The 12,674-nt window shown below is 60.1% G+C and carries 12 protein-coding genes; 6 read left to right on the plus strand and 6 right to left on the minus strand.

Going from position 1 to position 12,674, the window contains the following annotated elements:
* Positions 1-71: 71 nt before the first annotated feature.
* Together corC and lnt are read left to right on the plus strand one after the other, a co-directional pair.
* Positions 72-956: a CNNM family magnesium/cobalt transport protein CorC gene (gene corC / locus ACW5W8_RS00730; RefSeq protein ID WP_005354092.1), complete on the plus strand. Its 885-nt coding sequence runs from the start codon at positions 72-74 to the stop codon at positions 954-956.
* Positions 957-1,104: 148 nt separating this feature from the next.
* Positions 1,105-2,649: an apolipoprotein N-acyltransferase gene (gene lnt / locus ACW5W8_RS00735; protein WP_498625954.1), complete on the plus strand. Its 1,545-nt coding sequence runs from the start codon at positions 1,105-1,107 to the stop codon at positions 2,647-2,649.
* Between the two features lie 64 nt (positions 2,650-2,713).
* Here lnt and nqrE read toward each other — a convergent pair whose 3' ends face one another.
* From nqrE to ACW5W8_RS00755, 4 genes are all read right to left on the minus strand, one after another.
* Complete coding sequence (gene nqrE, locus ACW5W8_RS00740) at positions 2,714-3,313, minus strand: NADH:ubiquinone reductase (Na(+)-transporting) subunit E (RefSeq protein ID WP_043822505.1); 600 nt, start codon at positions 3,311-3,313, stop codon at positions 2,714-2,716.
* A gap of 199 nt (positions 3,314-3,512) precedes the next feature.
* Positions 3,513-3,905, minus strand: coding sequence for a hypothetical protein (locus ACW5W8_RS00745; protein ID WP_498625955.1), 393 nt, complete (start codon positions 3,903-3,905; stop codon positions 3,513-3,515).
* A gap of 256 nt (positions 3,906-4,161) precedes the next feature.
* Positions 4,162-5,892 carry a single-stranded-DNA-specific exonuclease RecJ gene (gene recJ, locus ACW5W8_RS00750; protein WP_498625956.1) on the minus strand — a complete coding sequence of 577 codons (1,731 nt, stop codon included), beginning with the start codon at positions 5,890-5,892 and terminating at the stop codon, positions 4,162-4,164.
* Positions 5,858-6,505 carry a disulfide isomerase DsbC N-terminal domain-containing protein gene (locus tag ACW5W8_RS00755; RefSeq protein ID WP_498625957.1) on the minus strand — a complete coding sequence of 216 codons (648 nt, stop codon included), beginning with the start codon at positions 6,503-6,505 and terminating at the stop codon, positions 5,858-5,860. Before ACW5W8_RS00755 ends, recJ begins: the two co-directional genes overlap by 35 nt.
* Before the next feature lie 316 nt (positions 6,506-6,821).
* On the opposite strand from ACW5W8_RS00755, the gene mscL reads away from it, so the two are divergent.
* Positions 6,822-7,232 carry a large-conductance mechanosensitive channel protein MscL gene (gene mscL / locus ACW5W8_RS00760; protein WP_498625958.1) on the plus strand — a complete coding sequence of 137 codons (411 nt, stop codon included), beginning with the start codon at positions 6,822-6,824 and terminating at the stop codon, positions 7,230-7,232.
* Between the two features lie 71 nt (positions 7,233-7,303).
* On the opposite strand, the gene xerD is transcribed toward mscL, so the two are convergent.
* Positions 7,304-8,203, minus strand: a complete 900-nt coding sequence (gene xerD, locus ACW5W8_RS00765) for a site-specific tyrosine recombinase XerD (RefSeq protein ID WP_498625959.1) — start codon at positions 8,201-8,203, stop codon at positions 7,304-7,306.
* A gap of 250 nt (positions 8,204-8,453) precedes the next feature.
* On the opposite strand from xerD, the gene fldB reads away from it, so the two are divergent.
* The 3 genes from fldB to ACW5W8_RS00780 all read left to right on the plus strand — a co-directional run bounded on the left by fldB (position 8,454) and on the right by ACW5W8_RS00780 (position 11,974).
* Positions 8,454-8,972, plus strand: a complete 519-nt coding sequence (gene fldB / locus ACW5W8_RS00770) for a flavodoxin FldB (protein WP_498625960.1) — start codon at positions 8,454-8,456, stop codon at positions 8,970-8,972.
* 202 nt (positions 8,973-9,174) lie between these two features.
* On the plus strand, positions 9,175-10,575 hold the full coding sequence (locus tag ACW5W8_RS00775; protein ID WP_498625961.1) for a TldD/PmbA family protein: 1,401 nt from the start codon (positions 9,175-9,177) through the stop codon (positions 10,573-10,575).
* A 58-nt stretch (positions 10,576-10,633) separates the two neighbouring features.
* Positions 10,634-11,974 carry a TldD/PmbA family protein gene (locus ACW5W8_RS00780; RefSeq protein WP_498625963.1) on the plus strand — a complete coding sequence of 447 codons (1,341 nt, stop codon included), beginning with the start codon at positions 10,634-10,636 and terminating at the stop codon, positions 11,972-11,974.
* A 116-nt stretch (positions 11,975-12,090) separates the two neighbouring features.
* On the opposite strand, the gene ACW5W8_RS00785 is transcribed toward ACW5W8_RS00780, so the two are convergent.
* Positions 12,091-12,674: transposase (locus ACW5W8_RS00785; protein WP_498625964.1), on the minus strand; the 584-nt coding region annotated here is incomplete at its 5' end.

Here is a 12,674-nt window from a genome sequence, read left to right on the forward strand (position 1 = left end):
AACAGCAGATGGCCATCCTTATATAACCCGAACTATTTCAAGTGTGTTCATACGAGTAACCAAGAGAGAAAATGACCGACGATCACCCTAGTACCGGCTCGCCGAAGAAAACCTGGCTCGACAAACTCAGCCAACTCTTCCAGGGCGAGCCAAAAGACCGCAATGATTTGGTAGACGTGATAGCCGATGCCGAAGAGCGCGACCTCATCGATCAGGACACCAAGGACATGATCGAGGGGGTGCTGGAGATCGCCGATCTTCGCGTGCGCGATATCATGATCCCCCGCTCCCAGATGGTGACCATCGAGAAGTCCCAACCGGTGGACGCAATCCTGCCGGTGATCATCGAGTCCGGCCACTCCCGCTTCCCGGTGATCAACGAAGACAAGGATCATGTGGAGGGCATTCTGCTCGCCAAGGATCTGCTCCCCTTCGGGTTTGGCGGCCATCACGCCAGCGAGCCGCTGCAACTCGAGAAAATCTTGCGCCCCACGGTGATCGTGCCGGAAAGCAAACGGGTTGACCGTCTGCTCAAGGAGTTCCGTGAAGAGCGCTACCATATGGCCATCGTGGTCGACGAATTTGGTGGCGTCTCCGGTCTGGTGACCATCGAAGACATACTGGAACTGATCGTTGGCGAGATCGACGACGAGTTTGACGACATCGAGGATGAACCGGACGAAATCCGCCGCCTCAGCAAGCGGGTCTTCTCCATCAGCGCCCTGACCGAGATCGAGGATTTCAACGACTTCTTTGGCACCAAATTCAGCGATGAAGAGGTGGATACGGTGGGCGGTCTGGTGATGCACGCCTTCAGCCACCTGCCAAAGAAGGGCGAGGAGATCGAGCTGGATGGCTACCTGTTCAAGGTGATGCATGCCGACCGGCGCCGTCTGCAGCAACTGCAGGTGAAGATCCCCGAGCACCACGCGGCGGCGCAATCCGAGCCGCAATAAGCAGATCCGCTCGATGTGTGAAACAACGCCCCGACCTCGGGGCGTTGTGCTCTCTGCCACCGGCATCGAGGCTCGCCGTTGCCACGCTTACAGGTTAAGATACCGGCCATTCGACCCCAGTTGCACACCAAGACGAGCACCATCGCCCGTGAAATCATCTCCCGTAACATCAAGAATTCTGTTGAGCCTTAGCGCGCTGGCCTCTGGCGCCATCGCCGTGCTGGCCTTCTCCCCCTTCGGCTACTGGCCGCTGGTGATCCCCTCCCTGCTTGGCCTCTACGCCCTGCTGGACAAAGCCACGCCGAAACAGGCTGCCTGGCGGGGTTTTGGCTACGCCATGGGACTCTTTTTGCCGGGGCTGTGGTGGATCCACGTCAGCATGACCGAGTTTGGTGGCATCCCGCTGCCGGTCGCCTTTGTGCTGCTGGCCGGGCTCTCCGCCTATCTGGCCCTCTACCCGACGCTCGCCTGCTGGATCTTTGCCCGCTTCTTTGGCGGCCGTCACTGGAGCCGCTGGCTGCTCGCCTTCCCGGCCCTGTGGTTGGTGGCTGACTGGCTGCGCGGCTGGGTGATGACCGGCTTCCCCTGGCTCTGGTTTGGCTACAGCCAGATCGACGGCCCCCTCAAGGGCTTCGCCCCCATTCTCGGGGTGCAGGGCATCACGCTGGCGCTGTTGTTCTCCGCTTCCGCCATCTGGTTGGTGTGGAAGTCACGCTCCCCGCTCTGGCTGGCGGTGCCCGCCCTGCTGGTGGCCGGTGCCCACGGTCTGATGCAGCTCAACTGGGTGACCCGTGGCGAGCCGGTCAAGGTGGCACTGGTGCAGGGCAATATCGCCCAGTCCCTCAAGTGGGATCCGGAGGCGCTGGCCCCCACTGTGCGCACCTATCAGGACTTGAGCCGCGAGAATCAGGATGCCGACATCATCATCTGGCCGGAGTCGGCGATCCCGGCCATCGAGAAGGCTATGGGCCCCTATCTGGAGAATCTGGACAAGGCGATGAAGGTGAACGATACCGGCCTGCTGGCGGGGATCATCCACTACGACGAGCAGCAACAGCGTTTCTACAATACCGTGCTCGGCATGGGGGTGCAGGATGCGGATGGCAAGGAGTCCTACTTCTACAACCACTCCAACCGCTACAACAAGTACCACCTGCTGCCCATCGGCGAGTTCGTGCCGTTTGAAGATCTGCTGCGCCCCATCGCCCCCTTCTTCAACCTGCCGATGTCCTCTTTCAGCCGAGGCGACGCAGTGCAGCCAAATCTGATCGCCAAGGGGCTCAAATTCGCCGCCGCCATCTGCTACGAGATCATCTTCCCGGAGGAGGTGCGCCGCAACGTCAATGCCGATACCGACTTCCTGCTGACCGTTTCCAATGACGCCTGGTTCGGCACCAGTATCGGCCCCTGGCAACATATGGAGATCGCCCGGATGCGCGCGCTGGAGCTGGCTCGTCCGCTGCTGCGCGACACCAACACCGGCATCACTATCGTCACCGAGACTGATGGCAGCATCATCGGCCAGATCCCGCAGTTTGAAGCGGGTGTGCTGCGCAGCGAGGTGCGTCCCGCCCACGGCGAGACCCCCTATATGCGCTTTGGCAGCTGGCCCCTCTACGGTCTGACCGTACTACTGCTGGGTCTGGCGCTGGCGCTGCGCCCCAAGGCTCACCCCTGGGCCCGCGAGCTGTAATGGCCATCCGCAATCCCTGATAAACAACGAGGCGCCCGCAGGCGCCTCGTTTTTTGTCATCCCCTCATAGCGATATGCCGGAGAAGGACATAAAGCCGAGGGACATCAGCCCTGCCACGATAAAGGTGATACCGATGCCCCGCAGCCCCTCGGGGACATCGGCGTACTTCAGCTTCTGGCGCAGTCCGGCCATGGCGACAATGGCCAGCAGCCAGCCAAGCCCCGAGCCAGCGCTGTAGACCAGTGACTCGACAAAATCGTAATCCCGCTGCGCCATAAACATCACCCCGCCGAAGATGGCGCAGTGCACCGTCAACAGCGGCAGATAGATGCCGAGCGCCTGATAGAGCGCCGGAACGTACTTGTCGAGCACCATCTCCATCACCTGCACCAGCGCCGCCAACACCCCGATGTAGATGATGTAATCGAGAAATCCCAGATCGAATTCCCCGAAAAAGGTACTGCCTGCCCGCAAGATATGGCGGTAAATCAAGTTGTTGAGGGGAATGGCGATCACCATCACCACCAGGATCGTCATGCCAAGGCCAAAGGCGGTGTTGATATTCTTCGAGACGGCCAGAAAAGTACACATCCCCAGAAAGAAGGCCAGGGCGAGGTTTTCGACAAAGATTGAGTGAATAAACAGGTTGAGGTAGTAGTCCATAGGTGTGCTCACCAGGTGTTTGCGCAAAGAGAAAGTCTGCCTCTGGCCAATGGCCAGCAGCATGGACGAAACAACAGAAAGCGCAGACGCAACACCGGACGATAGAGCGCAGGCAGCAGGTGTCAGCCTGCCCCGTCAGTCAATCGGGAGCGTTAAAAGCAGTGTGAAAACGTGGATGAGCGTCCGCCAGCCGGGTGAGCTAGTCGCCGTGACAGAAGCGAAATTGCAGATGGTGGCCGCAGAGTTGCCGTTTATGCAGATAGCCAACGTGGCCACAAGCTTGTCTGACATAGATCAGCGGCACAAAGGACAGCAGGCCACTGAGCAGACCGAGGATATCGTGCTGGAACCAGGCCCGCAGCATCTGATAGCGACCGGAATGAGTGTCCCCTTCCAGCCGCCGCCCCTGTTCGAAGCCGAATCGCCACTGAGAGGCTGGGGGGAGGCTGGCACTGTTGGCCAGTCCCGGATCGGATGACTCATGCAACTGCATCGCCATCCCCTGCCCAACCGACGCCTGATAAGTGGTTGTCGTGATCCCTGCCGCAGCAAAAGCAGCAAGCCACAACAGGCTGGCAATGGCGAAGGCCATTGCCCAGGTCGTTAGTCGGCCAGAGGTCGGCAAAGTGTTCAGTTCCGTTCCGATAACAGGATTCAAGAAGATGAACGTATCACAATCTGAACTTTATTTGAATTTTAAATAATAAAAACAAACAAATTTCAATACTTAAAACCAATAATTTTGCATATTAAAAGATAAAAGACTAACACTTATGAACGAGAGCGCCACACACCGAACCACGACAAAACGGCCACCATAGGGTGACCGCTACTATCCCCCTATCAGACTAGAGACCGGCCGCCTCCAGATGCTCCACCAGCAGTTGCACACTGCGGTTGCCGCGCCACTCATTGACGTCAAGCCGGTAGACAAGCCGCACCCGCTTCACCGAGGCATCGGGCCAGCGCTTGAGATCGACGCCAAAGGCGATGGCATCCACCACGTGACCGGAATCAGTTGTCAGCATCATCTTGAGGTGCTTCTCCCCCACCAGCCGCTGCTGCACCAGCACGAATTCGCCGTCAAACAGTGGCTCGGGGAAGGCCTGACCCCAGGGGCCGGAGGCGCGAATAAGCTCCGCCAGCTCGAGAGTGAGCTCGTCCGGCAGCAGCTCGCCATCGGTGAGCAACATACCGGTCAAAAGCTCGGGGGTCACCAGCTCGCTGATGACCGCCTCAAAGGCCCGACCGAACGCCTCGATATTGGTCTTGGGCAGGGTCAGCCCCGCCGCCATGGCGTGGCCGCCAAACTTGCCCATCAGACCGGGATGGCGGGTATCGAGCAGTTCCAGCGCATCGCGCAGATGCACGCCGGGGATAGAGCGGCCGGAGCCCTTGAGCTCAGTCTCGCTGCTCTCGGCAAACGCGATGACCGGGCGGTAGTACTTCTCCTTCACCTTGGAGGCCACCAGCCCCACCACCCCCTGATGCCACTCGTTGCGGTGCAGCACTATGCCGGAGGGCACTTCGCCATCGCGAAACCGGACCTGCTCCAGCGTAGCGAGCGCCTCCTGCTGCATCCCCTGCTCGATCTCCTTGCGCTCCTGATTGAGGCTGTCCATCTCGGCCGCAAGCTGGCGCGCCAGATTGAGATCATCGCAGAGCAGACAGGCGACCCCGAGGGACATGTCATCGAGGCGCCCTACCGCATTGAGGCGTGGCCCCAGTGCAAAACCGAGGTCGGCGGCGGTGAGGCGGCGACCATCGCGGCCCGACACATCCACCAGCGCCTGAATGCCGGGGCGACAGCGCCCGGCCCGGATCCGCTGCAAGCCCTGATGGACCAGAATGCGGTTGTTGCCATCGAGCGCCACCACGTCGGCGACCGTGCCGAGGGCCACCAAATCGAGGTAATCCGCCACATTGGGGGCGCGCAACCCTTGCCGTTCGTACCAGCCGAGCTGACGCAGATGGGTGTTGAGGGCCGCCATCAGGTAAAAAGCCACCCCCACCCCGGCCAGCGACTTGGAGGGGAAATCGCAGCCGCGCTGGTTCGGGTTGACGATAGCATCTGCATCAGGCAGCTCCTGACCCGGCAAATGGTGATCGGTAACCAGTACCTGCATGCCAGCCGCCTTGGCCGCCGCCACGCCAGCGATGCTGGAGATGCCGTTATCCACCGTGATCAGAAACTCGGCGCCACGGGCTACCGCCAACTCGACGATCTCCGGGGTGAGGCCGTAGCCAAACTCAAAGCGGTTTGGCACCAGAAAATCGACATGGCGCCCCCCCATGGCGCGCAGCGCCAGCACACACAGTGCCGAGCTGGTGGCACCATCGCAATCAAAGTCGCCGACGACAAGGATCCGTTTGTTCGCAATCAGAGCATCCGCCAGCAGCGGCACCGCCTGCGCCATACCAAACAGGCGCTGGGGTGGCAACAGCTGGCTGGCACTGCGCTCCAGCAGGGCGGGATCGGCTACACCTCGGCTGACGAAGATTTGACGAAGCAGCGGGTGCAACGTAGCAGGCAGATGAGAATCATCAACTCTGGGACGGCGACGGATTTGCAGAGACATCTTTGTATTCCAGTATCTTGAGCAGCTGTTCAGGGCTCTGATACCCGCGCACCAGATCCCCTTGATAGGAGACCCAGGCAGGCAGTACCTTGACCCCCAACCATTGGCTCAGGCCAATATTTTGGATAAGGGTCTCACTACATGCCGTTTGAGGCAAATAGGCTTTTAACGGATCATTTTGCAGCAGGGGATCGCTGCACCAGTCGGCGGCCCGTTCGGCGTGCTCAATCACCGGATAGAGCTCTACGCTCACCCCGGATGCCTGCAGGTGTTGCAAGGTGCCGGAGAGCTGACGGCGCTTGGCGTCCTGCTCGCCGAGAAACAGTGCGACCCGGTGACGCTCATTCCGGGCCTTGAGCACGATAGGGGCATGAGCCACCTGAGCCAGACCAAGTCGGCGCTGCTCACGCATGCCCGAGATGGTCAGGTTCTTCATATCACGGGTCATATCCAGCATGACCCCCTGCACCACATAATCCCCCTTGGCATCGCTGTAGAGCACCCCCTGCGAGGTCCCCAGCATATACAACCCCGCAATCGGGGTCGGTTCAACCAGATAGACGGGGACCCCCAGCCGGGCCGTGATGGTCTGTTTCAAGGCTTGGGTATCCATCCCCGCTCTGGCAGCACATGTGCACAAAAGCATCATTCCCAGTAGTAAATACTTCACTTGTTTACTCACGTGGTATGAATGAATCGACCCAGCAAACTACAGCAGCACCGCTCATCATTCAACCAACTACTTATCAAAAAATTAATATCACTTTGTACCAAAAAAATGATTACCTCCGATTGCCAAGGACTCATAACGCCCGCAAGCTAGTCAGGACGACAGGAATAACGCGGCTTCGCCTCTGTTTTTCCTGACAAGAGTTCGCCCTTTGGCAAGGGGCATCAACGCGCTATCTTGTTTAATTTCGGAGGAAATAATGAGTCTGATTCAAGAGTTCAAAGCCTTTGCCGCCCGCGGCAACGTCATCGACATGGCCGTCGGTATCATCATCGGTGCCGCCTTCGGCAAAATTGTCTCCTCTTTTGTCGGTGACGTGATCATGCCGCCCATCGGCCTGATCCTGGGCGGCGTGGACTTCAGCGACCTGGCGGTCACCCTGAAGGCCGCCGAAGGCAACACCCCTGCCGTGGTCATCGCCTACGGCAAGTTCATCCAGACCATCATCGACTTTCTGATCATTTCTTTTGCCATCTTCATGGGACTGAAGGCCATCAACACCCTCAAGAAGAAGCAGGAAGAGGAAGCCGCCGCACCGGCAGGCCCGACCAAGGATCAGGAGCTGCTGACCGAGATCCGTGATCTGCTGAAATCCCGGCAGGAGAAATAAACGCCACTTCCTGTCGTGTAATGCCAAAAAAACCGCCTGCTGGCGGTTTTTTGTTTTGGGAAGTATAACGATCAGGCTCTTGGATGGTGCTCACCGTGCAGCGCCTTGAGTCGCTCGTTGGCCACATGGGTGTAGATCTGGGTGGTGGAGAGATCCGCGTGGCCCAGCAGCATCTGTACCACTCGCAGGTCGGCGCCGTGATTGAGCAGATGGGTAGCAAAGGCGTGGCGCAAAGTGTGAGGGGATAGCTCGCCGTTGATCCCGGCCCGCAGGGCATAGAGTTTGATGCGATGCCAGAAGGTCTGGCGAGTCATCATACGGGCCTGCTTGGAGGGAAACACCACATCCGAGCTGGCCCCCCCCAGCAGCAGGGTACGGGCCTCCCGGTAGTAACGCTCCAGCCAGTGCATCGCCTCCTCGCCCATTGGCACCAACCGCTCCTTGTTGCCCTTGCCCACCACACGCACCAGCCCCTGACGCAGACTGACATGCTCGGCGGTGAGCCCCACCAACTCGGAGACCCGCAGCCCGGTAGCGTAGAGCAGCTCCAGCATCGCCTTGTCCCGCAGCTCCAGCGGGTCATCCACCAGCGGCGCACTCAGCAACGCATCCACCTCAGTTTCGCTTAAATCGGAGGGGAGTTTTTTCGGCAGCTTGGGCCCCTCCAGCAGCACGGTCGGATCATCGCTGCGCAGCTTCTCGCGGTTGAGATACTGGTAAAAACGGCGCAGGGCCGACAGAAAGCGGGCGGTGCTGCTGGCCGCAAACTGGTGATCGACCCGCCAGGCGAGGTAGTGCTGGATCTCGTCCATCCCCGCCAGCAGCAGCGAGCTTCCCTGCTCGTCGAGCCAGAGGCAGAACTTTTCCAGATCGCTGCGATAGGAGCTGACCGTGTTGTCAGACAATCCCCGCTCCAGCCAGAGGGCGTCGAGAAAGGGTTCAATCAGGGGATGGGGGTCGGGCTTGCTCATGGTGCGCTGCAATCAGGGGAAAGATGGCCCATTGTAACGCGCCAACTCCTTGGAAAGACAAGGCACTTTCATTGGAAAGATAAGGCTCGTTTGCCACGCCCCTTGCCGGGCGGTGAAGGCCGAATGGCAATCTGCTAGACTGGCGCCCTCCCCTTACGTTACCCATCGTGTTGCCAACATGGCGCAGCCCACACGAGCATGCGAGAACGCGCCAAAAGCAAGCGAGAAAGCGCCAACAGAGAGAAGAGCGATGAAGATTGGTCTGTTTTACGGTTCCACCACCTGCTACACCGAGATGGCTGCCGAGAAGATCCGCGCCCTCATCGGCCCCGAGCTGGTGGATATTCACAATATCAAGGATGTCTCCCTGCGCCGGATGGAGGATTACGAGATCCTGATCCTCGGTATCTCCACCTGGGATTTTGGCGAACTGCAGGAGGACTGGGAGTCCAGCTGGGAAGATATCGCCGATCTCCACCTAGAGGGACGCATCGTGGCCCTGTTTGGCCTCGGCGATCAGCTCGGTTATGGCGAATGGTTCCAGGACGCCCTCGGCATGCTGCACGATCAGCTGGTGCCAAAAGGGCTCAAGCTGGTGGGCTACTGGCCCAACGAAGGGTACGAATTCGATGCCTCCAAGGCACTGATCGACGATGGCCGTCACTTCGTCGGGCTGGCGCTGGACGATGCCAATCAATATGACCAGACCGATCCGCGCATCGAGCAGTGGGTCGAGCAGATCCTGAGCGAAATCCACGCCCTGCTCTGATCTTTCTCACTCATCTCAAGGCGGCCACTCCCCCGTGGATGTGGCCGCCCGGGCGCAGTTATCGCACCGATTTTCTCAATCGGTATCATCGCATGACGCTATAGCGACTTTTTTGTGCTGGTCTGCAACAATGGACTCGACATCCCATAACAATCAGAGCCGGATGTCGGAAGCAAACGGACAGACCAGAAAAGGATATTCTATGACTCCATTCTCCCTGTTGGCCCCCGCCATTGCCCGTGACGTGCTCGATCACGCGCTGGCGCTGGGTGCCGATTTCGCCGAGCTGTTTGTCGAGCGCAAGCGTCGCAGCCAGCTCAGCCTGCTCTCCAGCCAGATAGAGAACATCAGCGGTGGCCTCGATTTCGGCATCGGTGTGCGCCTCTGTTACGGCCACAAGGTGCTCTACGGCTACACCAACCAAGCCAGCCGCGACGAGCTGCTGCGCATCGTCACCCTGCTGGTGGCCAAAGACCGCCGCGACCCTGTGGTGACCGCCACCGCCTTCGATTTCACCCGCCTGAGTGATCGCAACCCGGTCGCGCTGCCTCTGTCGGCAGACAAGCTGCTGGAGCAGAAGATCGCCTATCTGCACGCCATGGATGCGGCGGCCCGCGCCGAGAGCGACAAGGTGAGCCAGTTCTCCGGCAACGTGCTGGGCTGGGAGCAGGAGGTGGAGATCTTCAACAGCGAAGGGCTGCAAGTCGCCGATCGCCGCCACTACAACCGCATCATGGCCCAGACCATCGCCATGGAAGGGAGCGAGCAGAGCGTCGGTTACGAGGCCCCCGGCGCCCTGATGGGCTGGGAGCATGCCGATCGCATCGATCCGCGCGAGCTAGCCCTCACCGCCACCCGTCAGGCACTGGTGAAACTGGGGGCTGCCCCCTGCCCGAGCGGCACCCTGCCGGTCATCATGGAGAACGGCTTTGGCGGCGTCATCTTCCACGAGGCGTGCGGCCATCTGCTGGAGACCACCTCGGTGGCCAAAAAGGCCTCGGTGTTCCACGACAAGATGGGCCAGCTTATCGCTAATCCGGTGGTCAATGCGGTGGACGAGGGACTGCAAGGCAACGCCTGGGGCTCCATCAACGTCGATGACGAGGGAATGGCGACCCAGCATACCCAGCTCATCAAGGACGGCGTTCTGACCGGCTTTCTGGTGGACAGAATGGGCGCCCTCAAAACGGGCTACGCCCGCACCGGCTCCGGGCGGCGCGAATCCTACAAGTACGCCCCCACTTCACGCATGCGCAACACCTATATCGAACCAGGCAACCATAGCCTCGACGACATGCTGGCCACCGTCGAACACGGCATCTATGCCAAGAAGATGGGGGGCGGCTCGGTACAGCCCGGCACCGGCGAGTTCAACTTCAACGTGCAGGAGGCCTACCTCATCGAGCACGGCAAGGTAACCAAACCGCTCAAGTCGGCCACCCTGATCGGCACCGGCCCGCAGGTGCTGAAAGAGATCTCCATGGTGGGCCGCAATCTGGCGCTGGCCGCCGGCATGTGCGGCTCGGTCTCGGGCTCGGTCCCCACTTCGGTGGGCCAGCCGGCGCTGAAAGTGGACAATATCCTGGTGGGAGGTAATTCCTGATGAATGACACCCTTAAGCTCCTGAAAGTGGACCTTATGCTGATCGGGGGGAACGCCTGATGAGCACCATCGACATGAATCAACTGCTCACCCGCCTGCTGAATAAAGTGGCCGACCTCGGCGCCGAGGCAGACATCATCGCCAATCAGGAGAAGGCCTTCTCCCTCAAGGCAGACAAGGGCGAGCTGGGTGAATACAAGGTCACCAGCAGCCAGCAGCTCGGCATTCGCCTGATCAAAGAGGGTCGGGTCGGCATCGCCTACTCGGAATCCCTCGATGAGCTGGCGCTGGATGCCATGCTGCAAGATGCCCTCGATGCCAGCCGCTTTGCCAAGGTGGATCCGGATCAGCGCATCTCGGTGGCCAATAGCCGGATCACCACAGATTGCGCCGAGATCAACCAGCCCGATACCACGCCGGTTGAGGAGAAGATCGCCCTGGCCCTGCGCCTCGAATCTGACATGCTGGCCATGCCCGATGTGAGCGGCGCCCCCTACAACAGCTTCTTTGAAGGGGGGAGCCAGCTCTGGCTCGCCAACAGTCAGGGTACCCTTTGCCAGCACGGCGAGTTCAGCGTCGGCTGCTACACCTCGGCGCTGGTGGAACGGGATGGCCGCCAGTCGATGCACTCGCAGGGGCAGTATGGCCGTCGCTTCGACGAGCTGGATAGCCAGGCCCTGATCGAGCAGATCTACGCCATCGCCGATGGCCTGCTGCCCGGTGAAACAGTGCCGAGCGGTCGCTACAGCGTCATCTTCAGCACCAACTGCTTCGCCAGCCTGTTTGGCTGCTTTCAGGGGGTGCTGTCGGGCAAGTGGGCCCAGCAGGGGATCAACCCCTGGCGCAGCAAGGTCGGCCAAAGCGTGGCGTCACGCTGGCTCACTCTGGAGAGCCGGGTCTACATGCCGGGCGGCATGAACATCAAGGCATTTGATGGTGAGGGGGCGGCCAGCTCGGATCTGCTGCTGATTGGCGACGGTGAGCTGAAAACCCTGCTCCACAACAGCGCCACAGCCCGCCACTTTGGCGTCGCCAGCAACGGCTCGGCCTCCCGCGGCGCCCGCAGCGCCCTCGATGTGACTGCTCGCCATCTGGTGTTTGGCGCGGGCCCTCACTGTGAAGCGGAGGTGCAGAGCGGCGACTATCTGGAGCTGGTCAAGCTGGACGGCCTGCACTCCGGTGCCGATGCGGTGAGCGGCGACTTCTCCTTTGGCGCATCAGGGTTTCTCTGTCACGATGGAGTTCGCCTGCAACCGGTGCGCGGCATCACGGTAGCAGGCAACTTCTATCGCCTGCTGGGCGAGCTGGAAGCGGTCGGCGATACTCTGCACCACAACGACGGCAAGGGCTTCTACGCCCCGCAGATCCGTTTTGGTGGCCTCTCAGTCGCGGGCAAGTAAACGTCCCGACGAAACCTGCAAGTAAGAAAAAGGCGCCTGATGGCGCCTCAGATTGCTGAAGAACCCCCTCTTTTTCAAAGAGGGGGTTCTTTTTTAGCTCGGCACCAGGGGGCCACTCACTGACTGACAAGCCGCCATATTGGCCATCTTCGCCACGAAAAAGGCATCAGAGACCGCGCTATCGCCCCAAAAAGCCCCTCTGGTGAAGGTGTGGGCGAATTCGGGCCCTTACTCCCCTTCCTGCTCTGCACCAACGCTATCTTCTTCATGTTCTGACACGCGGCGGCCAGCAGTCCTTGCATCTGCACTTTGCCCAGCCCCCGATAACGCGCATACCGGTGCCCGTGATGCTGTTTCGCATCCGCAAAACTGCGCTCCACCGTCTCTTGCCGTCCCTTGTAAATCTGTTTGCCCACTTCGCTCAGCCGGTTCTGGGCTATCCGTTCCCGGTCTTCCTGCCAGACATGCCGGCTTAATTGCTTGATGCCCTTTTTACTGCGCGTGCATTGCGCGCGTAGCGGGCATTCCCGGCACTTGTCCGGGTCGCTGGCATACAGCCGGTAACCCTCTCTGTTGGTGGTCTGGTAGCGCAAGATTTCGTTTTGCGGACAGTGGTAGCAGTCTTGCTGCGCATCGTAGCGATATTCACGTTTGGCCAGCATGCCCTTCCTTTTCGAGGGGCGGCAGTAGCCAATGACGC

This window comes from Aeromonas aquatilis (assembly GCF_054052405.1).

Coding starts and splice junctions, on each gene's coding strand:
- recJ (WP_498625956.1), bottom strand. CDS start 5,892: ATGTCTCTGCAAATCCGTCGCCGTCCCAGAGTTGATGATTCTCATCTG.
- mscL (WP_498625958.1), top strand. CDS start 6,822: ATGAGTCTGATTCAAGAGTTCAAAGCCTTTGCCGCCCGCGGCAACGTC.
- fldB (WP_498625960.1), top strand. CDS start 8,454: ATGAAGATTGGTCTGTTTTACGGTTCCACCACCTGCTACACCGAGATG.
- ACW5W8_RS00755 (WP_498625957.1), bottom strand. CDS start 6,505: ATGGATACCCAAGCCTTGAAACAGACCATCACGGCCCGGCTGGGGGTC.
- corC (WP_005354092.1), top strand. CDS start 72: ATGACCGACGATCACCCTAGTACCGGCTCGCCGAAGAAAACCTGGCTC.
- xerD (WP_498625959.1), bottom strand. CDS start 8,203: ATGAGCAAGCCCGACCCCCATCCCCTGATTGAACCCTTTCTCGACGCC.
- ACW5W8_RS00745 (WP_498625955.1), bottom strand. CDS start 3,905: ATGGCCTTCGCCATTGCCAGCCTGTTGTGGCTTGCTGCTTTTGCTGCG.
- nqrE (WP_043822505.1), bottom strand. CDS start 3,313: ATGGACTACTACCTCAACCTGTTTATTCACTCAATCTTTGTCGAAAAC.
- ACW5W8_RS00780 (WP_498625963.1), top strand. CDS start 10,634: ATGAGCACCATCGACATGAATCAACTGCTCACCCGCCTGCTGAATAAA.
- ACW5W8_RS00775 (WP_498625961.1), top strand. CDS start 9,175: ATGACTCCATTCTCCCTGTTGGCCCCCGCCATTGCCCGTGACGTGCTC.